The organism is Moellerella wisconsensis (assembly GCF_022592395.1).
Classification (GTDB): domain Bacteria; phylum Pseudomonadota; class Gammaproteobacteria; order Enterobacterales; family Enterobacteriaceae; genus Moellerella; species Moellerella wisconsensis.
Genome location: NZ_CP093242.1, coordinates 2,037,912 through 2,061,607, shown reverse-complemented (window position 1 = coordinate 2,061,607; position 23,696 = coordinate 2,037,912). Strand labels below are relative to the sequence as shown.

General features: G+C 35.7%; 22 protein-coding genes and 1 riboswitch. Of the genes, 12 read left to right on the top strand and 10 right to left on the bottom strand.

What is annotated here, in order from left to right:
- The first annotated feature begins 102 nt into the window (after positions 1 to 102).
- Positions 103 to 315 carry a transcription antiterminator/RNA stability regulator CspE gene (cspE, locus tag MNY66_RS09115; RefSeq protein ID WP_047255434.1) on the top strand — a complete coding sequence of 71 codons (213 nt, stop codon included), beginning with the start codon at positions 103 to 105 and terminating at the stop codon, positions 313 to 315.
- 614 nt (positions 316 to 929) lie between these two features.
- Positions 930 to 1,262 carry a GRP family sugar transporter gene (locus tag MNY66_RS18060; RefSeq protein WP_072057333.1) on the top strand — a complete coding sequence of 111 codons (333 nt, stop codon included), beginning with the start codon at positions 930 to 932 and terminating at the stop codon, positions 1,260 to 1,262.
- Positions 1,263 to 1,528: 266 nt separating this feature from the next.
- On the opposite strand, the gene copM is transcribed toward MNY66_RS18060, so the two are convergent.
- A complete protein-coding gene (gene copM / locus MNY66_RS09110; RefSeq protein WP_241500713.1) occupies positions 1,529 to 1,909 on the bottom strand; it encodes a CopM family metallochaperone in 381 nt (126 codons plus the stop codon).
- Between the two features lie 889 nt (positions 1,910 to 2,798).
- On the opposite strand from copM, the gene MNY66_RS09105 reads away from it, so the two are divergent.
- Positions 2,799 to 3,635 (top strand): formate/nitrite transporter family protein, encoded by an 837-nt coding sequence (locus MNY66_RS09105; RefSeq protein ID WP_047255432.1) that lies wholly within the window; start codon positions 2,799 to 2,801, stop codon positions 3,633 to 3,635.
- Positions 3,636 to 4,151: 516 nt separating this feature from the next.
- On the top strand, positions 4,152 to 4,367 hold the full coding sequence (gene cspE / locus MNY66_RS09100) for a transcription antiterminator/RNA stability regulator CspE (RefSeq protein ID WP_047255431.1): 216 nt from the start codon (positions 4,152 to 4,154) through the stop codon (positions 4,365 to 4,367).
- Between the two features lie 322 nt (positions 4,368 to 4,689).
- On the opposite strand, the gene MNY66_RS09095 is transcribed toward cspE (MNY66_RS09100), so the two are convergent.
- Positions 4,690 to 4,917, bottom strand: coding sequence for a hypothetical protein (locus MNY66_RS09095; protein ID WP_047255430.1), 228 nt, complete (start codon positions 4,915 to 4,917; stop codon positions 4,690 to 4,692).
- A 537-nt stretch (positions 4,918 to 5,454) separates the two neighbouring features.
- On the opposite strand from MNY66_RS09095, the gene MNY66_RS09090 reads away from it, so the two are divergent.
- A complete protein-coding gene (locus tag MNY66_RS09090; protein ID WP_241500712.1) occupies positions 5,455 to 5,826 on the top strand; it encodes a hypothetical protein in 372 nt (123 codons plus the stop codon).
- A 358-nt stretch (positions 5,827 to 6,184) separates the two neighbouring features.
- Positions 6,185 to 7,816: a sulfatase family protein gene (locus MNY66_RS09085; protein ID WP_241500711.1), complete on the top strand. Its 1,632-nt coding sequence runs from the start codon at positions 6,185 to 6,187 to the stop codon at positions 7,814 to 7,816.
- A gap of 149 nt (positions 7,817 to 7,965) precedes the next feature.
- On the opposite strand, the gene MNY66_RS09080 is transcribed toward MNY66_RS09085, so the two are convergent.
- Positions 7,966 to 8,334: a hypothetical protein gene (locus tag MNY66_RS09080; RefSeq protein ID WP_047257037.1), complete on the bottom strand. Its 369-nt coding sequence runs from the start codon at positions 8,332 to 8,334 to the stop codon at positions 7,966 to 7,968.
- Positions 8,335 to 8,783: 449 nt separating this feature from the next.
- Positions 8,784 to 9,032 (bottom strand): DinI-like family protein, encoded by a 249-nt coding sequence (locus MNY66_RS09075; protein ID WP_047257038.1) that lies wholly within the window; start codon positions 9,030 to 9,032, stop codon positions 8,784 to 8,786.
- Positions 9,033 to 9,958: 926 nt separating this feature from the next.
- On the opposite strand from MNY66_RS09075, the gene MNY66_RS09070 reads away from it, so the two are divergent.
- On the top strand, positions 9,959 to 11,428 hold the full coding sequence (locus MNY66_RS09070) for an alanine/glycine:cation symporter family protein (protein WP_047257039.1): 1,470 nt from the start codon (positions 9,959 to 9,961) through the stop codon (positions 11,426 to 11,428).
- A gap of 149 nt (positions 11,429 to 11,577) precedes the next feature.
- Positions 11,578 to 12,408: an N-acetylmuramoyl-L-alanine amidase gene (locus MNY66_RS09065; RefSeq protein ID WP_241500710.1), complete on the top strand. Its 831-nt coding sequence runs from the start codon at positions 11,578 to 11,580 to the stop codon at positions 12,406 to 12,408.
- 6 nt (positions 12,409 to 12,414) lie between these two features.
- On the opposite strand, the gene MNY66_RS09060 is transcribed toward MNY66_RS09065, so the two are convergent.
- Positions 12,415 to 13,112 (bottom strand): IS1 family transposase gene (locus tag MNY66_RS09060; protein WP_104872948.1). Its coding sequence is split into 2 segments (ribosomal slippage): positions 12,415 to 12,863 and positions 12,863 to 13,112, totalling 699 coding nucleotides; the frame shifts between segments, so codons are not numbered across the junction.
- A gap of 179 nt (positions 13,113 to 13,291) precedes the next feature.
- Here MNY66_RS09060 and yddG point away from each other — a divergent pair.
- Positions 13,292 to 14,179, top strand: coding sequence for an aromatic amino acid DMT transporter YddG (yddG, locus tag MNY66_RS09055; protein WP_277627812.1), 888 nt, complete (start codon positions 13,292 to 13,294; stop codon positions 14,177 to 14,179).
- Positions 14,180 to 14,279: 100 nt separating this feature from the next.
- On the opposite strand, the gene yidA is transcribed toward yddG, so the two are convergent.
- Both yidA and MNY66_RS09045 read right to left on the bottom strand, forming a co-directional pair.
- Positions 14,280 to 15,092 (bottom strand): sugar-phosphatase, encoded by an 813-nt coding sequence (gene yidA, locus MNY66_RS09050; protein WP_241500709.1) that lies wholly within the window; start codon positions 15,090 to 15,092, stop codon positions 14,280 to 14,282.
- A 119-nt stretch (positions 15,093 to 15,211) separates the two neighbouring features.
- The gene (locus MNY66_RS09045; RefSeq protein WP_047257042.1) at positions 15,212 to 15,598 is read right to left on the bottom strand and encodes a helix-turn-helix domain-containing protein; all 387 of its coding nucleotides are present in this window, start codon (positions 15,596 to 15,598) and stop codon (positions 15,212 to 15,214) included.
- A gap of 336 nt (positions 15,599 to 15,934) precedes the next feature.
- On the opposite strand from MNY66_RS09045, the gene mgrB reads away from it, so the two are divergent.
- Together mgrB and MNY66_RS09035 are read left to right on the top strand one after the other, a co-directional pair.
- A complete protein-coding gene (gene mgrB, locus MNY66_RS18180) occupies positions 15,935 to 16,084 on the top strand; it encodes a PhoP/PhoQ regulatory lipoprotein MgrB (RefSeq protein WP_337271588.1) in 150 nt (49 codons plus the stop codon).
- A gap of 157 nt (positions 16,085 to 16,241) precedes the next feature.
- Entirely contained in the window at positions 16,242 to 17,618 is a 1,377-nt protein-coding gene (locus MNY66_RS09035; RefSeq protein ID WP_047257043.1) for an amino acid permease, read from the top strand.
- A 168-nt stretch (positions 17,619 to 17,786) separates the two neighbouring features.
- Here MNY66_RS09035 and pagP read toward each other — a convergent pair whose 3' ends face one another.
- A complete protein-coding gene (gene pagP, locus MNY66_RS09030) occupies positions 17,787 to 18,374 on the bottom strand; it encodes a lipid IV(A) palmitoyltransferase PagP (protein WP_241500708.1) in 588 nt (195 codons plus the stop codon).
- A 603-nt stretch (positions 18,375 to 18,977) separates the two neighbouring features.
- A riboswitch (TPP riboswitch) is annotated at positions 18,978 to 19,066 on the top strand.
- A 76-nt stretch (positions 19,067 to 19,142) separates the two neighbouring features.
- Between pagP and thiD the strand changes: the two genes are divergently transcribed.
- Positions 19,143 to 19,943 (top strand): bifunctional hydroxymethylpyrimidine kinase/phosphomethylpyrimidine kinase, encoded by an 801-nt coding sequence (gene thiD / locus MNY66_RS09025; RefSeq protein ID WP_197076020.1) that lies wholly within the window; start codon positions 19,143 to 19,145, stop codon positions 19,941 to 19,943.
- Positions 19,944 to 20,095: 152 nt separating this feature from the next.
- Here thiD and yegS read toward each other — a convergent pair whose 3' ends face one another.
- Both yegS and trhP read right to left on the bottom strand, forming a co-directional pair.
- Positions 20,096 to 20,995 (bottom strand): lipid kinase YegS, encoded by a 900-nt coding sequence (yegS, locus tag MNY66_RS09020; RefSeq protein ID WP_047257046.1) that lies wholly within the window; start codon positions 20,993 to 20,995, stop codon positions 20,096 to 20,098.
- A 1,242-nt stretch (positions 20,996 to 22,237) separates the two neighbouring features.
- Positions 22,238 to 23,602 (bottom strand): prephenate-dependent tRNA uridine(34) hydroxylase TrhP, encoded by a 1,365-nt coding sequence (gene trhP / locus MNY66_RS09015; RefSeq protein WP_047257047.1) that lies wholly within the window; start codon positions 23,600 to 23,602, stop codon positions 22,238 to 22,240.
- Positions 23,603 to 23,696: the final 94 nt, after the last annotated feature.

Below are 23,696 nucleotides of genomic sequence, written 5' to 3'. Positions count from 1 at the left end.
CCTCTCATTGTGAATTTCTTCTAATTAGTATCCATAAGTAAAAAAGAAAAACAAACCGAAAAATGCCATATGGCGACTTAAAAAAATTATAGGAAATTTAATATGTCTAATGCAATGACTGGTACAGTAAAATGGTTCAACGAATCTAAAGGCTTCGGTTTCATCTCTCCAAAAGATGGTAGCAAAGATGTTTTTGTTCATTTCTCTGCAATCCAGAGCGATAGCTTCAAAACCTTAAATGAAGGTCAAGAAGTTAGCTTCACTATCGAAAACGGTGCAAAAGGTCCTTCTGCTGCAAACGTAATCGCACTGTAAGATAAATTAGTTAATACTAGTTTTAATCTTTAAAGTGAAAGTATTTAAAACCTCGCCTTGGCGAGGTTTTTTCGTTGATAATGTATAAAAATTATAACTATACATTAAGTTATTATATTTCCAGTCATATTTTGCATAATCTATGATAGCCTATCAATTATCCCTCTCTTTTTGACTAACTAATTGCCATTAAAACTAATCTTTTCCTAGTTTAAATTATTAAATAAATGCTCTATGTTTACCAATAAACGCTTATGATATAAAAATATAAATGATGGATTACTGTAAACTACTCCCTACAAAACAATGAGTTGTAATTTACGTTACTAACTAATTATATAATTAGATTAATCATAAAAGACCTAATTATAATTTGAGCTAAAGTATTAATTATCGAGCGTAGAATAAAAGGTGTTTTAATGTCGATTTTTATCGGTTTAATACCGGCAAGTGTTTGGTGGGTTAATACTTATTGTTGTTTGAAAAATTGGGGGGAAGCACAAAACATCAGATTTTGGGTGCGATATTTGGGACTTTTATTACTGGATTAGTAATATTTTTGTTAGCACCCCCATTGATTAATATAACTATTTTCTTTAGTCGTTTTTTCGGGGATGTGCTGGAGTTTTGGACAGTACTTTCAGTGTAAACTATTTACCAAAATAAGTGTGTCGATAGCAATTCCCATTTCAACTAATTTACAAACTATACTGATATCAATGATTGGTATGATTATTTTTTGTGTGTTTTTAACTTCTTACAAGGCGGAAAAGAACGAAGATGATAATCACAATTTTTTGTCTGGGGATGTTATCACTTATTTCGATTGTGGGGTATATAGGCTCTTCAGCGTCCCTAAGCCATTTGACGAGGAAGGAGAGAGTGCATTCTTCTCTCAAAATCAGGAATGTTGGTCATGGCATTGCTCTTTTCAGGGAAGCATATGATGAAAAATGTATTACATAAGAAAATATTATAATATTGCATCGGGTTTGGTTTTTTCTATTGCCACATTACTAGTATTTATATATTGAATGAAGCTAAGCGAAAAAAAAATTAATATTAACTCTTATTGATCTCGTTTTAGTGAGGCAATTATTAGTACATTATAAGGTAATAATTGATAATATTTTCCGCTTGAAAAAAAACGGTAATTTTAAAATAAATATAACCCCTACACACGAATAATGACGGGGTTATATTTTATGTTTACTTATTCTTTTTTTGTACTCGGATGTTTATCTAGCCATTGCTGCATTTGCTTTATTTCTGGGCCTTGAGCATCAATAATCTCTTGTGCTAATTTTCTCATTTCAGCATTTTTACCATATTTAAGTTCAATTTTCGCCATATCAATAGCACCTAAATGATGTGCTATCATGCCTTTGGCAAAGGCTATATCAGGATCTTCGATGGAGGTACTTTTCGCCATTTCTTGATGCATTCTCATCATGGACTGATCAAGTTCTTGCTGCATCGATGATAAATGGCTCTCTATTGAATTATGATTCATTGTTGGCATGTTTTTATCTGCAATAGCAGAGAAAGAAAGAGCACTTGATAATAGAGCAATTAAAGCAATGGTTTTTTTCATGAATACATCCTTTTGTTAATTGGGAATAAGATTCACCATAAAGCTTCCTCTAAGGGGAAGGTCAAATAATCTCAACAAAATTACAGTTACTTTAGATAGATTCAATTCATAACTATTTACAATATCCAATAAAGTGAAAATTAGTGAAATTATTTTAATAATTATTTAGTTAGTGTGTGGTTTGTTGATGTAGAGTTAAATTTGTAATGATACTAAATATAGAATATGAAAATATTTTTAATTTTAAATAAATATATTAGATGCTTTTTTTTCACAACAGTTATTAAACTATATTGATTGTGAGTTCACTATTAGTTTATATAAAAACTGATATTGCCATGTACATTTTTTTTGGTAGTAGCATTATGGTATCAATAGTAGGTAACATTAGCTGATATAAATTATAAATAAATATAGTGGTTTTACCTTAGGTATCTCCTTGATAGATGGCTGATGAAATTATTAATATTGTGATTATAGTTATTGCTATTTCATTATAGATAATATCATTTAGATTGTGAAAATTTAAAAAAACTGACTCATTGACGTTAAATAACAAATGGTTTTTAATATTATAACTATGTCAAAGCATCACATTAGATACTTATAATTTAGCGTACTGCAATATGTTTTTGTTTATTTTTATATTTTTTGTTTTTTTTAAATGTCATTCTGGCAGAGAGAGCTGGCGTGCTCTACAATAAAAAACTTGTTGTATCAGTTATAAGTTATTGAAGAAATATTGATTATATTTATTTGTGATGTAAGATTAGCTGTTGTTGATATAATGTGTTGTTATATATGATTTTTATCTTATTTTCAGCAGTATTATAAAGGTATTAAAAATAAGTGTTTTAGCTATAAGCAATCGCTTAAACAGGAGCATACGATGAAAAAAGATAAATGGATTGACACAGAAAATACAGCAAATGAAATAGAACACCGTTCTAAACATTTACCTTCTCGCGCTGCGGCTATTCATGAGGAAATTCGTAGTGAAGGGCAAAAGGAATTAAATCGTGATTTATTAGCCCTCTTTTTATCAGCGATTGCTGCTGGTTTATCTATAGGGGTATCATTACTAGTTAAATCAAAATTAAATATATCTTTTGCTGAGTCAGATTATCGTGGCTTGATTGAAAGCTTTGGTTATACTCTGGGTTTTGTGATTATTATTATGTCTCGCCAGCAATTATTTACTGAAAATACATTGACGGCAGTATTACCTATTATGCATCGGCCCACGAAAAATAACTTTAAGATGTTGGGACGTTTATGGGGGATAGTTCTAATAGGTAACTTAGTTGGAACATTTATTATCGCTTATTTACTAAATAATTTATCGGTTTTTCCGCCAGTATTAAAAGATGCGTTTCATTTAATATCTGCTGAGTTACTTGAACAAAGTCCAACTAATATGTTTGTTGGTGGAGTGATTTCAGGTTGGTTGATCGCGACTATGGTATGGATGTTACCTTCTTCGGGAAGTAGTAAAGTTTTTATTATTATCATGATGACTTTTATTATTTCAGCCTTTGGCTTTCCTCATATAGTGGTTGGCTCGGTAGAAACATTTTATTTAATTATTGAAGGTGTACAGCCTTGGAGTGTTTTTTTCTACCCATTTGGCATACCTACTGTGGTGGGTAATATTTTAGGTGGGACATTTATTTTTAGTGTATTAAGTCATCTACAGATCCGCAATGATTTAAAAGCACGGCAATAACTGTTTGTTCTTATAATGAATTAATTAATACTTAGCGCCTCATCGATTTGTGGTGGGGGGCTTTTTATTGATAATCTGATTTTTATAAATGTGCAAATATAAAATTTGGAATAAATTTGTTCGTGATGATTTTTATCTTTAGTAAAGAGATAAAATGATGTTCGATGTAAAAGAATAAAAAAACGTATTAATTTTGATGAAATAATTTCAAGTATTTTATTTGAAATATATAATAACTGTATCTTATTGATTATAAGTGATTATTGTTTTAAATTTCACCGGAGGAACAATTTTTTAGTTTTATGGCTTGCTAATTGTAATGTGGTGTGCGTTAATAGGCCATCGGTTTGGAAGTACAGACCTATTTATGCAAAGCAAGTTTAAAGCAGTTCACCATTTAGTGTAATCATGAATACCCTTCATTGCGAATTCCTTCTAATTTAATGACTCATAAGTACATCTAGCACAAACCCTCCATCCGCCCTTGGCGAATTAAATAAATTTAAGGAATTCTATATGTCAACAACAATGACTGGTTTAGTAAAATGGTTTAACGAATCTAAAGGCTTCGGCTTTATTGCTCCTAAAGATGGTAGCAAAGATGTTTTTGTTCATTATTCAGCAATCCAAAGTAATAACTTTAAAACATTGCAAGATGGACAAGAAGTCAGCTTCTCAATCGAAGATGGAAGTAAAGGCCCTTCAGCTGCAAATGTTATTGTTCTTTTATAATCAATAACAACTTTCTTTAAGATAATAGCTTTACGATAGCGATGACGGGTCCCCCTGAGCAGTTAAAGCTGTTATCTATAATATTAAGCCTTGCTATTGCAAGGCTTTTTTTTTGGAGATATATGACTAAGGCTACTAAATTTCATATTGTTATAAAATTATGCACTAATATTCTAGTTATCGTTTTATTATTATCAGCTGTATTGATGATGTCTAAATGGTTTCAATAGATAAACCATAATTGAATGTAATCATTTTTTGTGTTTATTATTATGATTTATTATATAAAAAATCTATTATTTCTATATTTACAATTAAATTATTATTCATTTTGTTCTGCGAAAAATTTAGCTAATTTACTCAACGAAATAATAGAAGCAATAGCTATATCTTTATTATAGTCACCACATAAAGAAATTAGACGCTCGATGGCACCTTCAAGCTCAATAGTACATTGGTAATCACCTAATGCATTGATTGCTGCGACTTTGACATCATTGTTCGTTCCGTAAGTTAAAGAAACTAAGTTCTCGACAATTTTATTTTTCATTTTAAAGTGTTTAAATTATTTTTCAGTGAGTGATATTTTTATTATAGAGCAATATTTTTTAAAATAAATTATTTTTTATATCAATGCTAAATATTAAATTATATATGAATTATTGTTTTTTAATGGTTTATATATAATTAATTTTTTCATCATTAATTATTAATGATTGATGGGAACTTATTACTAATAATAAATAGTTTGTCAATTGTTGGCTAAGTTTAAGCGGAGCAATAAAAGACTTAGAGTAAAAAGCCAACCCGAAGGTTGGCTATAACGACATTACTCTTGCTTTTATTGTGAGCATTATAGCATAAGTTTAGTCGATGAATAGTTCATTAGAATTGACTCGTGTATCAATGGATAGTGATAGGTATTCGAAAGTATCAATAATGTTCATTTTAGAGCGTAAATTGATACTTAAAGCTAATACATTTCGTGTTAACACTGGTAAATTATACTTGGTTTTTTTCGATATAATGAATTTTGTATAGTCCGATAGGTGGCTGATACCAAAGTTATAATTTAGGGTGGTTATTTTTGAAACGGTTTTATATTAAGTTATTTATAGTTGGCCTGTTATCTTTGTCGGTATTTGCGTATGTTTATTATAATACAGTACATGATAGTGATGTATTTCAAATAGTTAAACAGCGAATTGAACAAAAAACAAAAGCCACAAAACCATTAATATTTAATGATATGCGTATTGCTCAGCGTTTAGAACAATCAAAAGGTGAAATGTTACGCGTTTGTGGGGACTTTCAGTATTCAACGGCGGGTAATAAACAAGCGTTTGTGGCTATCGTGAATATTAGCAATAATAAAATTTCCTCAGGCGGGCAAATTTTATTGGCTGATAGTGAATTTACGCGATCGTCAATATATACATTATGCGCTGAGCAGCATTAGTCTTGACGAAATAACCTATTTAATGATTATTGCGATAACTGATGATAAAGCTTAACGTTTACAATTTTTGTTATAGCTTAACTTTGATGAATAATAAAGAAACCGACAATAGCTATATATCTCACATTATTTTTAGTTTGATAAACTATTGATTAATATAATGAAAAAGACGGTTGCTATAGTAAGTAATTTCCGTCTTTTTCTTTTTTTAGCAGAACGCTGTTTATCATCATATTAATAACTCACCTTCGATTGCTTTCATTTTTATCTTTATTGACTTTATTGTGATCAATTCGAAATACTTTGAAGTTTCTTTGTACTATCTTTAGAGTACCAAAAACATTATAGAGATAAAAAAATGTCAGTATCTCGTCGTACGTTTTTAAAAGGTTCAGCTGCAAGTGCTGCTAGTATTGCATTAGCATCTCCTTTAGCGAGCGCTAATAGCTGTTCTTCAAGTGAAGAAATGGTGGCATTAAATGCCCCTAGAAATCCTAAAAATATTTTAATTATTACGGCTGACCAATTGGCAAAAAGAGGTATTTCTGCATATGGCAATCAGCAAGTTAAGACACCGGTAATCGATAATATTTTACTGTCGGGTATGCGTTTTGATAATGCTTATTGTGCTTATCCATTGTGTGCACCTTCGCGAGCTAGTTTTTGGACAGGGCGTTTACCTCATCAAACGGGAGTGATTGCTAACGATAGCCCTAATATTCCAGAAACTATGTCAACACTGGGAGCTCTATTTTCGCAAGCAGGTTACGAATGTCGTCATTTTGGTAAACAGCATGACTATGGTGCATTAGCTGGATTTGATTGCGCGCCTCAAATTGAGCTAGAGTTTGAGTCTCATCCGGCATTCCCCGTCGATTATGACACTAAAGAAGATGTTTATTGCTTACAAGAAAGTTTGCAATATATTCAACAATTACCTCAACGTGAGAATAAAAAGCCTTTTTTATTAGCGGTTGAATTTAATAATCCTCATAATATTAATGGTTGGACTGGTAATTTTGCCGGTGAACATGGAGATATTGAGGGAATTGGTGATTTACCGCCGTTATTAGATAATTTTAATACTCAGTCAGATCTTAATAATAGACCTAAGGCAATTCAGTATGCTTGCTGTACTCATAATCGAGTCATGCAGGCTGGATCATGGAATGAAAAAAATTATCAGCAATACCTTAAAGCTTATTATTATTTTACCGAGCTGGTTGATAATTATATTGGTCAGGTCATTGCCGCATTAAAAGAGACGGGTTATTGGGATGATACACTAGTGGTTTTCTTTTCTGATCATGGTGATGCCATGGGGGCGCATCGATTAGTGGCTAAAATGAACTGGTTTTATGAAGAATCAACTAATGTACCGCTAGCCTTTGCTGGCCCAGGGGTTAAGCAGGGGATGATAAAAAATGAGTTAGTTTCATTATGTGATTTATTACCAACGTTGTGTGATTATGTAGGTATAAAATATCCTGATAATCTTTATGGGAAATCATTATATCCTTTATTAAAAGATGAAAAAGTTATCAATTGGCGAGATTATGTGATTTGCCAATGGAATACTGATCGTAATGTTGATGTGCAACCAGCGCGCATGCTGAGAACTGATAAATTTAAATATATTATTTATAAAGAAGATGAAGAAGAAGAATTATATGACATGGTAAACGATCGTGGTGAAACTACTAATCTTGCCATTAATAAGAAATATCGAAGCCAAAAAGCTGAGTTGCGTGAAAAATTAGGCAATTATTTGAGAAATTCCGTCGATCCATTCTATACGCAGGAAGCTATTGTTAATCAAAAATGGCGTTCTCATCCTATCGGATATCAGCATCATAGTGGTGAAACTAGTATTCAGGTCTATCAAAAACAAATTCGCCCATTGCTTGCAGATAAACAATTTTCTAAAGCAAGAGAGATAAGATTATCTTTATATAAAGAAGCGCGCTTATCTTATACTGGGAAAAAATAGCGAGTATAAAATAACAATACTATATGATGATTGATGAAAGTAAACGGGTAAACATTATATAATTTACCCGTTTTTTATTGCACTATATTTTCACTATATCCTCAATGCAATATGTATAAAAACTCATATCATATTGATAAATAATAATATTATTTATTTAGTAACAGCTCAGTTTGGATTTTACAAGCGCTAATAGAATCATTGAGTGATTTAGTGAAATCGTCTTTAGTGGTGAATGCGGTTTTATTATCGCGAATACCTTGGATAGCAATTTGCAGGTCTTTTTGCAAAGCAGCTTGATTACTTTTTAACTTACTCAAATCCAGTTGTTCACTTTTCACCTTGGCTAATGCAGTGTCGATCAATTCTTGTGTACTTTTATTGGTGTTATAAGCTTGAGCCAGTACATCACCCGTGATGTCACAATAATCAATCGCGGTTTGACTAATCTTTAATGGTTCATTGGCAGCGAAAGAGAGAACAGGAACCAAACACAAAGATAGTAATAGACGTTTCATGGTATTACCTCGGATGCAGTCTAAAGATACTCATAGTCTAGAATAATTATCACTATAAATATAGTAGATAAATCCTTAAGTGTTTTTACTTGGGGAATTATTTTTGTTTCCAGTGGATTAGAATGCTATTTATCATGGTAGTTTGGGATGCTATTTAACCAAAGAGATTAGATATCATAATAATAAAAGCGAATTCGGATTTTTATGATGATAAAAGAAAAAGCCAGTATAAAACTGGCTGCTAGATAATTTAGCAAAAGCAATGTAGATAAATTTCGTTATATAAACTATCACATAACGAATGAAAGGAAAGAACTATTTTCAAACAAATGATAATTAATCGGATATTTGTGGTAGAAAGCCACATGGGATGGGCTGAAGGGGGGGATCAACAGTGACTGGCGTTGCCACCAGTCAGATAATTATAAATCAATAAGTTGTATTTTAATTTATTTTTTTAGCCAATGACCATGTTGATGTACGTCTTCTAAGATTTCATGCAGAACAATTCGTGCTTCATCATCATCATGAAAGCCATGGGTAGTAAAGGTAGTTGGGCCAACGTCATGAGTGATTAACAAGTTACTGCTAGGATAAACTTCTTTTACGCGAGCAGTTAATTCTGCAATATAAGCGTCATACGCAGGTTGAGTTAAATTTTGGACAGAGTCATCAGCAACTTTGATTTTAATTTCCATTGAGTGAACCTTCAGCAGAATGATTATTTTTATCTGACGTGTATTAGATATCCACGTCAAGCTAGTGTCTTATTGATTACCATAGCGTAGTCTCTTGTGGACAGCAATCTCGTCTTTCAGTCATCAATGTACCTTCCGTTGATGACTGAAAGCATTGCTTCTATCCACGTGAGCACGGTAAAATTTGATGATGTTATTATTAATACTCAACCATTCTACGAATATTTATCTAAGTTAACAATTGTTCTTATTTATGATTTTTAATATAGGTTATCAACAATGTAAAGTAATTATGATTCTAATGGGAATAAGTAGTCTAAAATTGAACGAAAAACGCTCGTTAGTTGACTGATTTATATTCAATGATTATCACTTGGGTTATAGTTTAGTCATATGATATGTGAATTGTTTAATAAATAGAGTAATTAAACAGTTTAAATTTTATGGGGTATCTATATAACGGAATGACTAAGATATTACGTTAATATAAAGTCGGTATTTATTAGGATATATAGCTACAGTAAGCTTATCTTAAATTATTACTTTAATCTAAATCAATTGATTTATTTTTAACCTTAAAAATAGGAAATATGAAAAACTTGTTTTAAAACAGTTGGTTGATGAGTGGTTTTTGGGGGTTAACGATGTGGTTATTAATTGTTTTAGTTAAATGAAATATCACTTAATTAACATAAAGTAGATCACAATGATAAAAATTCATACATCTAAACTCACTTTATGATACATTATTTTCGTTATCTAATACATCATACCTATCGTCATATACTCATGAATATGTTGATCAATTAATCAATATGTCACCGTGCGTATTTTGCTTAATTAATAACAGTCAATAAGCGATACTATAGGCATCAGCGGAGTTGAATTTGGCATATTCATTATCCGATAAGATAAGGGGAAATATTTTGACTGAAGTTATTAACTATTTAAATAATATACTATGGGGCTCAATACTCATATATTTATTATTAGGTGTTGGTATCTACTTCACTTTACGTACAGGGTTTATTCAAGTTCGCCATTTCTTTCATATGTTCGCTATTTTGAAAAATAGCAATAATTCTAATCGAGAAGATAAGGCGGGAATCTCTTCATTTCAAGCGCTATGTACCAGTTTAGCCGCGAGAGTTGGGACAGGAAATCTGACGGGGGTGGCAATCGCTTTAACCGCTGGTGGCCCCGGGGCAATTTTTTGGATGTGGGTTGTTGCGTTGCTTGGCATGGCAACTTCATTTATTGAGAGCACTCTCGCACAGTTATATAAAACGAAGGATGATCAAGGAAATTATCGTGGAGGCCCGGCCTATTATATGGAAAAAGGGCTAAAAATGCGCTGGATGGGGGTGTTATTCTCCATTTTTCTGATTATTGCGTTTGGTTTAGTCTTTAATGCGGTACAGGCAAACTCTATCGCACAGGCAACAGCTGTTGCTTTTGATTTTAACCCTCTGTATGTCGGTATATTCTTGGTAATTATTAGCGGAGTAATTATCTTTGGAGGATTAAAATCTATTGCAAAAGTGGCTGAATGGGTAGTTCCTGTCATGGCTTTAGCGTACTTAGGGTTAGCTGGATGGGTAGTTTCTGATCATTTCACCGAGTTACCTGATGTATTTATGCTGATTATCCGTAATGCATTTGGATTGCAAGAAGCAGCAAGTGGGGCGGTTGCTTATGGCGTTGCACAAGCGATGACTCAAGGCGTTCAACGCGGATTATTTTCTAATGAAGCAGGTATGGGGTCGGCACCGAATGCAGCAGCGTCTGCATCGCCTTATCCACCGCATCCTGCATCTCAAGGCTATGTACAGATGCTGGGTGTATTTATGGATACAATCGTTATCTGTAGCGCGACAGCGATTATCATTATATCTTCTGGTGTCCTTGATAACCCAATAGATAAGATTAGCGGTATTGAATTAACACAGATGGCTTTATCGTCTTCGGTCGGTGACTGGGGAACCACATTTATTGCTATCGCAATATTTTTCTTTGCATTTACATCGATCATTGCTAATTATGCTTATGCTGAAAGTAATCTGATTTTCCTAGAGAATAACAGTACTACAGGTTTGCTGATTTTACGCCTAGCGGCTTTAGGGATGGTGATGTTTGGTGCGCTAGCTGAAATGCCATTTATCTGGAAACTTGCTGATTTATCTATGGGATTGATGGCTTTGATTAATCTGATAGCCATATCATTGTTGTCAGGAGTCGCGTTTAAGATTACCAAAGATTACAATGTACAGCGTAAATCAGGCAAATTACCAGTGTTTGATATTAACCAATATCCAGATATAGAGCGTCAGATAGAACAGGGTATTTGGGAAAAAGAAGCGGTAGAAAAATGGGTCGAAAGGGAAAGTAATCGTTAATTTTTGAGCCCGTTACTATAAATTAAGCCAATTTAATCACCTCTTACCTGATCATTCAGTTAAGAGGTTTTTTTATTTGTAGACAGAGGCGGTTGCTGTAGGATGACTATAAATTATCGATAAACCTAACTAATTAATAGAAAAACTGCGTGAAATATATTTTACTCTTACTATCGCTGGTCTTGGTGGGATGCCAAACTCCACGAGATTATGCTATTAGCCAATATCCAACCACGGGAAAGGCGGGTAATACACCCAAATTTTTAATTATTCACTATACTGCGTTAAATGATACAGACTCCATTAACGTTCTTTCATCAGGTCAAGTAAGTATCCATTATTTGATCCCGAGTACACCAGCAGTAGATATGAAAGGACGATTAACGGCTATACAGATGGTCGATGAAAAATCTATTGCGTGGCATGCTGGACAAAGTTATTGGCAGCAAATGCAAGGTCTGAATAAGTGTTCAGTGGGCATTGAAATTGTTAATCGTGGTTTTCAAACGCGTTTATTAGGGCGTCATTGGTTTGCGTATCAGCCTGCACAAATAGAACTATTGGCTAAACTAGCTAAGGATATTATTCAACGCTATGATATTGCACCGGAAAATGTTCTAGGGCATAGCGATATCTCACCGGGGCGAAAAGTTGATCCAGGAAGATTATTCCCTTGGCAGCAACTGGCGGAGCAAGGTATCGGTGCATGGCCAGAACAACAGACAGTTAAATACTATTTAGCAGGGCGACCAGTTAATAAACTCGTTGATCCCCATGATAAGTTGTTACCCGCGCTAGAACGTTATGGTTATCAATTGCCCGTATCATCGACATCGATGAATAGCTTATCAATCAAATTGCTGATTCAGGCGTTTCAAATGCACTTTCGACCTGCGGATATTTCAGGAATAGCGGATGCAGAAACGGAAGCCATTGCGTTGGCATTGGTAGAAAAATATCGGGTCGTGTATTCAATATAGAGATCATCATAATAGATAGTGTTCACGTTCAATGAATGTCCCGATAATTTTGTCATGCATTTCAGGTGACTTCGAGTAACCTAACGTCTTACGGTTAAGGCGCTTCAAGCGGTTTCTCAGATTCAAATTCTCTCTTTCTATTCGTTGCGTATAAAACTTACTTGCTACATGTTTCTGCTTGGGCAATATCTCATAAGCACTGAACTTATCCGTGCACCAAAAAGCGACATTAAACCTAGACAGTAAAGCCAGTAACTGGCGAAGAGTCCTTTTGTTTCGACGACCAAACGTATGAGCAATAATCCGTTTTAGGCGGGGCTCCCACGCATACCAAAGCCAGCGTTGTTGCTTCTTATTAGTCACAAAAGACCACTGTTCATCGACCTCGCAAAGGAGTTCAATGTGCAGATTATCAAGAGGTAAAGAGGTTACCTGTCTAGGCGAGAGTTTTTTAAAGTACGAACAACCGCATTAATGCTGATATGAAGGGCCCTAGCAGTATCACGAATACCGGCATTATTCATAGTGAGGTCGATAATTTTATCTTTAGTTCCGGGTTGGCAAGCACGATATTTATAATCGAGTTGGAAGCTTCGGCAGCAATCTTGGCAACGATAACGTTGATGACCAGTGCTACCTAATCCATGTTTTTTCACTGGGGGCGTTTGTTGACAAAATGGGCACCTTACATCGACTTTAGCCATGAATATTCTCCGATAAATTACCCTATATTACAGGTTAATCACCGGATTGAATACATGACCAAATATCGTGCATCTAAACAGCAGATAATAACAGTTAATAAGCCATCAATATAATTACAAATATTAATTCTGGCACCCTACAAGGGATAATAGAATATACAGTCTAAGGAGCAAAACCAGTGAAAAATATTAGTCAGCAAGCAGCAACTGGTTATGGGGTTATCGCGATTTTACTCTGGAGCACTATCGTTGGATTGTTGCGCAGTGTGAGTGAAAACTTTGGTCCCGTCGGTGGCGCAGCATTGGTATATACCTTAGGGGCAATTATTCTATTATTAACCATGGGGTGGCCAAAAATAACCTTATTTCCTAAAAGATATTTATTTTGGGGAACATTATTATTTGTAAGTTATGAGTTGTGTTTAATTTTATCTTTGGGATTCGCGAATAATCGTCAGCAGGCGATAGAATTAGGTATGGTTAATTATTTATGGCCCAGTTTCACGATAGCATTGTCAGTTATTTTTGCAGGTAAGCGATTTAGTTTGGCATTAATTATTGGTTTGATATTAGCTTTTTGTGGCTTGATATGGGTATTAAGTGGCGACCAGTCAATTTCTGCGGTTAATTTATGGAGTAATATTCAAAGTAATCCAGTTAGTTATTTTTTGGCATTTATTGGCGCAGTTATCTGGGCATTTTACAGTAATGTGACTAAGAAAATTTCTGGTGGGCATAATGGCATGGTGTTATTTTTTATTTTAACGGCGATGGTATTATGGGTATTAACCGGACTGCAATCTAATATTGACATGTCATTCTCTTTAGCGAATATCAGTTTATTAATTTTAGCTGCACTCGCTACCGGGGCGGCAAATGCTTTGTGGACGTTAGCGGTAATTAAAGGAAATGTGACATTATTAGCTACACTATCCTATTTTACGCCGGTGATTTCAACGGCATTTTCTGCTTATTTATTAAGTACTATGCTTACGTTGAGTTTTTGGCAAGGAGTTATTATGGTCACGTTAGGCTCAATTATTTGTTGGCTAGCGACACGACGTTAGCTAATAGTATGGCAAATGCCCATCTACTATAATGGGCACTTTCATACTGGAATTTCAGCACCATTTTTGAGCTGGAATTGCCATGCGGATAACATTTAATTTAAACGTTAACAAATTTATTAATTGCAGTAGCAACGCCATCTTCGTCATTGGTACCTGTAACAAATTTTGCTATTTTTTGAATATGTTCAGCGGCATTACCCATAGCGACCGACATACTGGCATATTCTAGCATTTGGATATCATTATTATGATCGCCAATGCTCATAATTTTATCATGGGTTATCCCCAGTTTATCGGCTAAAGTTTTTAGTGCTTGCCCTTTACTAACCGTTTTATTGTAGATTTCTAAGAAATAAGGGCTGGTTCTTACCAAGGAATAACTATCAAAAGTATCTTCAGGGATATAGTTAATACGTTCAGAAAGCACTTCAGGATGATCAATCATCATTAATTTAGTAAAAGATAACTGGCGATCCATCTCTTCTACTGGGCAATATATCAGTGGGGTATTGGTGAGATATGCATCAACAACGGTATAATGATGGATATGTTTATTGGCCGTATAAATAGAATTATCAGCCAGCGCATGCATATGAACACCAATTTCGCGCGAGAGTGATTCGAAAAATTGATAGTCGGCAAATTCGAGCAGGTCTTCAACCAAATGTTCGCCATTATGTGCTTTATGGATCACGCTACCGTTATTACTGATACAGTAGCAATGGCTATTATCTAATTCTAATTGCTGCAAAAAAGGCGCAATTCCAGAATAAGGTCGTCCTGATGCAAGGACTATATGAACGCCTTTTTCTTTTGCAAGTTGGATGGCATTTTTTACTGCATCAGTAACCTGATGGTGGCTATTTAATAAAGTTCCATCTAAATCTATGGCGATCAATTTAATCGACATTAATTCCTCCGGGTAATTAAGAGCGTTATTATCTTGAATTACCTTACTCTATTTATATCAAATGTAAATCAACAGTAATGGATAAATAGGTGATAACTTTTACGCTAGTTGATCCCTAATTATTCTGCGAAATCAGGGCTCAAATGTAATGGTTGCTTGACTATTAGTTCGATATCTTGATTTTGTCGGAAATCAAATGGCGTGATCCCATATTCTTTGCGAAACATATAAGTAAAATGAGATTGAGAACCAAAGCCAAAATCTAGAGCGATATCAAAAATAGACTGCTGACTGTTCCTCAGTAGATTAACAGCTCCCGCGAGTCGTCGTTGGCGAATATATTTACCGAGAGAAATTCCAGTTACTTCTTTGAATATTTTTTGCATATGCCACAGTGAGTAGCCGGAATAGGCAGCTAGTTCTTCCAAGTGGATGACTCGACCTAAATGGTTTTCAATCCATTTACTTAAGGCGCAGACCAATGCTAGGTGATTATATTGTGGCATCTCAATTACAGGCTAGTTAAGGGTAAATGCAGTATACACAACTTTTTTTGTAGATGACAAAGGCCAGTTGTGCGGTAAAATCAGTTAACTCAACGTCAAGGTTGTATTTTACGCTATTATCATCATTATAAGACTGAAAACTTGCCTGTAATAAACGCTAACAGTTCAATTAATCAACGATTGAATCGAATAATAATTTTGAATAAATGTAAAAACTGTAGACTATCGGAATGTTATTACACTTAAGGTAGGCAGTGTAAAATGGTGAAAAGGATCTTTTATATCATCCAAAGTGAATGGCTGGTTGATCAAGTTGCATGACTGAAAGGTAAAAAATTGATTAAAATTAAAAGATTACTTATTATTCTCTTGGTCATATTTAGTTGCTTGTTGTTGTATTTGTTGGCATTAGACAATGTGTGTGATCAGGACGGCAAGGATTTTAAGCATGGCATTTGTCAAATAACTGATTGGTTACCCTTTTAATTGCTTACAAATTAGTAGTCGGTAAAACTCTTTTATTGACTAATTTTAGTTATGATTAATTAGCAAATAATGCTATTAATACGAAGATAAAATCGTGTAATTATAAAATTGTTGAATAATTAATCACGAATAATAAAAAACAATCAAGGGTGTCATAATGTCAGAAATGAATGAGCAAACGTTAAAGCGAGGATTAAAAAATCGGCATATTCAGCTGATTGCTTTAGGGGGTGCTGTTGGTACAGGGTTATTTTTAGGGATCGCCCAAACGATTAATATGGCGGGTCCTTCAGTTTTATTAGGATATGCCGTTAGTGGATTTATTGCTTTCCTTATTATGCGTCAGCTAGGCGAGATGATTGTTGAAGAGCCTGTCGCAGGCTCATTTAGTCACTTTGCTTATAAGTATTGGGGTAGCTTTGCTGGTTTCTTATCCGGTTGGAATTACTGGGCAATGTTTATTCTAGTCGGAATGGCAGAATTGACTGCTGCCGGCATGTACATGAAATATTGGTGGCCAGACTTACCAACTTGGATATCTGCGGCTATTTTCTTTGTAGCCGTTAATGGTATTAACTTAATTAATGTACGTTTATACGGTGAAACCGAATTTTGGTTTGCAATTATTAAAGTCGTAGCCATTATTGCGATGATAATATTTGGGTCTTATTTACTGATCAGTGGAAATGGTGGACCTCAAGCTTCTGTTGCCAATCTTTGGCAGCACGGAGGCTTTTTCCCTAACGGTATTTCTGGACTAGTGATGGCGCTGGCAGTCATTATGTTCTCCTTTGGTGGCTTAGAGTTAGTGGGGATTACGGCAGCTGAAGCAGAAGATCCACAAACCAGTATTCCTAAAGCTACTAACCAAGTGGTTTATCGTATTCTTATTTTTTATATTGGTTCTTTAGCCGTATTACTTTCGTTATATCCATGGATAAATGTGGTGAGTGGTGAAAGCCCATTTGTGCTTATTTTCCATGATTTAGGCGATAAATTAGTCTCTAATGCTTTGAATGCGGTTATCTTGATTGCGGCGCTCTCGGTTTATAATAGCTGTGTATATAGTACCAGCCGTATGCTTTACGGTTTAGCGCAGCAACGAAATGCCCCTCGTTTCTTAACCCGAGTGACGCGTAGTGGCGTTCCGCTAATGGCACTTTCAGTCTCCGCATTAGCGACCTCATTGGGTATTGTGGTTAACTATATGATGGGAGGTAAGGCTCTTGAATTATTGATGTCATTGGTTGTAACCACGCTGGTGATTAACTGGATTATGATTTGTGTTTCTAATCTTAAATTCCGTGCAGCGAAAAATAAACAAGGTGTGACCACTCGTTTCCGTGCGCTATGGTACCCATTTGGTAATTATTTGTGTTTAGCGTTCTTAGCTTTTATTTTAATCATTATTTTGATGACTGATAGTATTCGTATCTCGGTGATTTTAATGCCATTTTGGATTGGATTTTTATGGATTGGTTTCCAATTCTCTAACGCCAGAAAACAGGCTACCAATAACAACGAATCTGCGTAATTAGTTTATAATAAAGTCAATAGAATATTCGGTATAGCTAATGATCAGACGCAAATACCTAGAGTTACTGGATTAAAATAGAAACTAAAAAGGCGACTGATGATTATTCTATTAGTCGCCTTTTTATTATGAAATATTTTTACGGAGTATTTCTTGATAATCTTATTGTTACCATTTCCAACGGAACCATGCAAATAATACGTTACCATTATTATAGGTGCCTGGAACATAGGTGGCTTGAAATGCTAAACGATTATATTCAATCGAAACTAAAGGTAAAGGCAATGGCATTGGAATATAGTTATATTCATGGCGCGCCGTGATACTTAAGGTAAAACCCGCCCCCATACGAAAGCCGTCTATATCTCTGGGGATCCACATTTTCTGAAAGCCATAACCTATAATGGGTTCGACTTTGTCATTTGAATCCATAAACGCCATTGCATAAAGAGAATGCCAATCATTATCTTCATCATAGCGGTATTTACCTAGCCCTAAACCCCAAGGGGTCTCATTATATTTATCGGTTTTTTTCTTGTCATATGTCAAACGGTTATGCCAAGTTACTGCCGGTAAATAGACCTCATATTCAGGAGAATCCCATGTTTTATTGACATTGCTGGTAAATTTATCCCACAATCCCGGCGTCTTTATTGATGCAGGGGCAACGTCTGAAGTGGAAGATGCGGAGCAAGTAGCCGAGCTTAACCAGAAAGTTGAACTCGCCGCTAGGATCACCCAATTTTTTACAGTCATTACAATTCCAATATACGTTAACACATCACGTGTTTTTCATCTCTTACCCTAAAAAATCCTTCGGACAAAATGTATGTTAAAACAATCAGCAATGGCATTTAAAAATATTATATTGACCTATAATAACATTTTTTAAAAAAGTGAAAACTAATACATTATTCATTATAAGAAAAATCTTAACTTATATATGTATTAGGTTTCTATTTTTGACTTATCAGATTATAAATTTTTAGCCTTAATAAGGGGTTAGTACGGCTGATAGTATAGGGAATGGCTAGCGTACCCATTATGTAGAGGTTGATGATAGGCTAATATCAATGAATAAAAATCTAATAGTTTCTCTAGGTTATTTTTATGTGGCTGTAAATAATATTATTTAAATAATGAAAGTTTAAATAGAAAAGTGTTTTAGCATTGTTTTAGTTTGGTTTATTGTAGCGTAAATAGATAAATATAAAGTAATTATATTTGGCGACAGATAAATTAATAAAATATTAGTTGTATTTTATTGGGCTAAATGTGTTTGATTTTACCTGCTGGTTTGCGTTGGTAATTAATGCGATACTAATCTGCATATTTTATGCTTTTGCCGAAAACGGTAGAGCATTTGACTCGGGGCGCCTTTAGGCTGAGATGAACCCGTATTACCTGATCTGGATAATGCCAGCGTAGGGAAGTCGGTAAACTGGACATCTTTTTCCTGCCAAATCACCACTCCTTACCGGCACTTAAGTTACCAACACTTATAATCCGCATTTAAGGAGTGATATAGTGAGAATCAATTCATTAACCATCGCTGGAACTGATCCTAGTGGTGGAGCCGGGATTCAAGCCGATTTAAAAACCTTTTCAGCCCTTGGTGTATACGGAACCTCAGTGATTACTGCGCTGGTTGCACAAAATACCCAAGGGGTTCAAGCGGTTTACGATATTTCTTCCGAGTTTTTTGCGACTCAGCTCGCATCCGTTTTGTCAGATGTGCGAATCGATAGCGCAAAAATTGGAATGCTCTCGAATAGCCAAAATATTTCCGTTCTTGTTAGTGCCTTAAAACGCTATCCTATCCCTTATGTTGTCCTTGATACCGTTATGATTGCGAAAAGCGGTGATCCACTCTTATCTCCTGATGCGGTAAGCACTATGGTGAGCCAACTTCTGCCGTTGGTCTCATTAATTACACCAAATCTACCGGAGGCTGCGACATTATTGGCGACTTCTGTTGCTACGAATGAAAATCAAATGAAAATACAAGGAAGGATGTTATTGGCAGCAGGTTGCCAAGCGGTATTAATGAAGGGGGGGCATTTGAATGAAGCAGAAAGTCCAGATTGGTTATTTACTGCACAAGGTGAATGGCGATTTACCGCGCCGCGTATTAATACAGTGAATACTCATGGTACTGGCTGTACGTTATCAGCAGCACTTGCAGCATTACGGCCTAAATTTAGTAACTGGCAAACCACATTACCGGTGGCTAAAAATTATTTACAGCAGGCTTTATTGATGGCGGACTCATTAGAAGTTGGTCAGGGTATTGGACCAGTTCATCACTTTCATCAATGGTGGTAACTATCTGTAATGGTGTAACTATGTGTTGGGGGATCATTAACGGGACAATAAACTCCAACACACAATTGTGTTAATAACTGTACAAATAGGAGTAAAAACAGCAGTAAAAATAGCGCTAAAGACTGCCAAAAGTAGCGGAAAATGTGCACTATCTAAGATAATAGATCACATTGTGGCGGTAATCGACAGCGAATAATGCTAGGCAAAATCTCAAAGCGGAACGTTTCACCAGACAGTGGTTCGCCATCGAGATTAAATACCATTTTATGTGGGGAATGAATTTTTATCCATGAACTCGTTCTGCGGATAATACTGTCATTTTTTTCGGGATTAAATAGGTTATTGACGATAGCCGGAATTATTTCACGCGCAGGGATCAGCAGAAGGTCTAATTTTCCATCATCGACTAATGCGTTTGGAGTTAGAGCTTGTCCGCCGCCGGCTTGTCGACCATTACCAATACCGATAACTAAGGTTTCACCTTCCCAATTGAAATCTTCGGCTTCGACGCGACAAATATCTGTTTTTAGTGTATCGGGTCTAAATAGCCCGTTGACAAAATAGGCCATGCCACCTAGTGCAGATTTGAGGGCCGCGGGGGTTTCTGTTGTTATACGGGTGCCAAAACCACCGGTAGCCATATTGACGAAATAAAAGTCATCATTAACTTTAGCTAAGTCGATAAGGGTTGCTTTTCCTTTAATAGCTAAAGCTAAGGCATTATCGATCTCGATTGGGATCCCAGCACTGGTGGCAAAATCATTGGCAGTACCTAGCGGCAGAATGGCGAGAGCAGGCCTTGAGCTACTCTGGCAGCGCATTAGGGCGGTAGCTACGGCATTAATAGTTCCATCACCACCACCAGCAATAACTGTGTCTATACCCGTGTTCACGGCTTCGTCGATAAAGCGAGTTAAATCATCAGGTTCCCAAGAGACACGAACTAGAATATTTGCACCTTCATGACGTAATTTCTCTACTGCACTACGCACTTCAGGATTCGTTGCATTTGGAGCAAATATAATCAGCATGCTGACATTTGGATTCTCCATATTTTGACCTCTTTTTATACATAGATTTAATGACGACAGGGCAGAATTAGACCTGATTATTCTTTTACTATAGATGGTTATATTGCGTGAGATAAATTTATTTTGCTAATAATGATTAGAATTGTAGCTTAAAATTTAGTTCAAGGAGAAGGGGAAAGAACGTTGGAAAATAAACCGGGAGCTAATTATGGATAAAACGCATTGTGAGTAAAGTTAACAGATAAAAGAAATGGCCAGCCCAAGGGAGATTGGGCTAGCCAAGGAGGTGGTTCCTAGTCTTAATATATGACTTTATAGTTCTTAATTTTCGTTGAGGATTATAGGACAAGCAGATATTGATTGATGTGATCTATGGCAAAAATTTGCATATTAGTTATAAGTTGAGTGTATGAATTTATAATATTGCTGAATTACTCAATATCATTGTAATGACTATTCTACTGGCAAATTCAGCCTATGTTGGGCTTGCCAATTTGCATGTAATCTTTCATTTCTATCCGCTATGAGGGGACGGTAATATATAGGTTAAGCTAATTGTATTCTCCACAGGGAATTGTATCGAGATTCAATGAAGGTTACAGCTCTAGCTATGCTGTTGTTGTCCTTAATGATAAATGCAAGCAGAGCAAACTGATTCAGGCATAAACTACAGAATAAGTCGGTCTTAACAAGTAGAGACAGTCCATAATTTTGAGAATAAGCCTGAATCAACAAAGCTCGAGATATCATTAAAATGCTTACTTTTTTGGGCACGGGCTTCATGTGATGAAGCGCAATTGGATTGGAGCTCTGTAAAAATCCTGAGGGGATGATCGCTACCGTATTAATTAAGTTACCTTAGCTTCGCTACCGTAACTCAGCTATCAGTAGCTTTTTCTGAGTACCTAAGACGCGCTATTTTTAGTCAATTATTCAAGTAAGCCGATAAAATCAAAATAGGGATTAGCGTATTGGGGGTTAATGTTATGAGCTATCAAGGGTCATCAACAAGCAAGTCGATAGACTCAACAAAATCCGGCCTCAGTTATTCTTACGCGGGTTCCAAAAGAGAGCTTTAACAGTAAATGGAAATGGTTGAATCCTTTAGATCAGACAAAAGGTCTGATCTAAAGGGAAATAATACTAATAAAAAGCCATCGCATTAGCTTCTGTATTCAGAATATTGCGATGGCTAATATGTGCTCGTAAAGTTAATCACTTTAAAGTACACAGGCTAAAATACCTATGTGCTGAAAATTATCCTTATGCCGCCGAGTGTGGATCACGGGTAGTAGTACCCGGTAAGTTTCTGATCAGCAAACCAAATTCGAGATTAAAATCTTCAGGAATAGGTAAATAAACAATATGCCCATTTCCTGGTGCAACATCAATGGCTTCACCTTTACGATTTGCCAGTGTTTCTAATGTGAATACTACGTTGCCAGCTGGCGTCATTAATTCCAAGCTGTCGCCGAGGCTGAATTTATTTTTTACGTCGACTTCGGCTAATCCATTAACTCGTTTACCGGTTAATTCACCGACAAATTGCTGGGTGTCAGAGACCGAATAACCATATTCATAAGTTTGGTAGGAATCATGGGTATGACGACGTAAAAAGCCCTCGGTATAGCCACGATGCGCTAATCCTTCAAGTGTGGTAAGTAATGATGCATCGAAAGGTTTGCCTGCGGCGGCATCATCAATTGCACGGCGATAGACCTGTGCTGTACGAGCACAGTAGTAGAATGATTTTGTCCGGCCTTCAATTTTTAGTGAATGTACGCCCATTTGAGTTAGTTTTTCAACATGCTCAATGGCACGTAAATCTTTAGAATTCATGATGTAAGTGCCGTGTTCATCTTCAAAAGCCGTCATGTATTCGCCCGGACGTTTGGCTTCTTCAATCATAAAGACTTTATCGGTAGGTGCACCCGCGCCGAGGGTTGGCTGAATATTTTTGACTGCAATCGGTTCATGTTGGTGAACAATATTACCAACATCATCTTCTTTGCCTTCTTCGACTTTATATTCCCAGCGACAGGCATTGGTACAAGTCCCTTGGTTAGGGTCGCGTTTATTGATATAGCCAGAGAGCAAACAGCGGCCAGAATAGGCCATACATAATGCACCGTGAACAAAAATTTCCAATTCAATCTCAGGCACATGCTGGCGAATATCGGCAATTTCTTCGAGAGAAAGCTCACGGGATAAAATAACCCGCGTCAGTCCCATTTGATGCCAGAATTTTACCGTAGCCCAGTTCACCGCGTTGGCTTGCACCGAAAGATGAATATCCATGTTCGGAAAAGCTTCACGTACCATCATAATCAGTCCTGGATCGGACATAATTAATGCGTCTGGAGCCATTTCTATCACTGGCGTAAGGTCACGAATAAAGGTTTTTAATTTGGCATTGTGAGGGGCAATATTGACCACAACATAGAATTTTTTACCTAATTCATGAGCTTCTGCGATACCTTTAGCCAAATTTTCGTGATTGAATTCGTTATTACGCACACGCAAGCTATAACGCGGCTGTCCCGCATATACGGCATCTGCACCGTAGGCGAACGCATAACGCATGTTTTTGAGTGAACCTGCTGGGGATAATAATTCTGGTTTAAACATGATAATTCTCGGTCTGATAACAAGTCAGGGCTTACCGGATTGATAAGCTTTTAAGGAGGCAGATTCTAGCGCGTTATCGAGAAAATGCCAAATA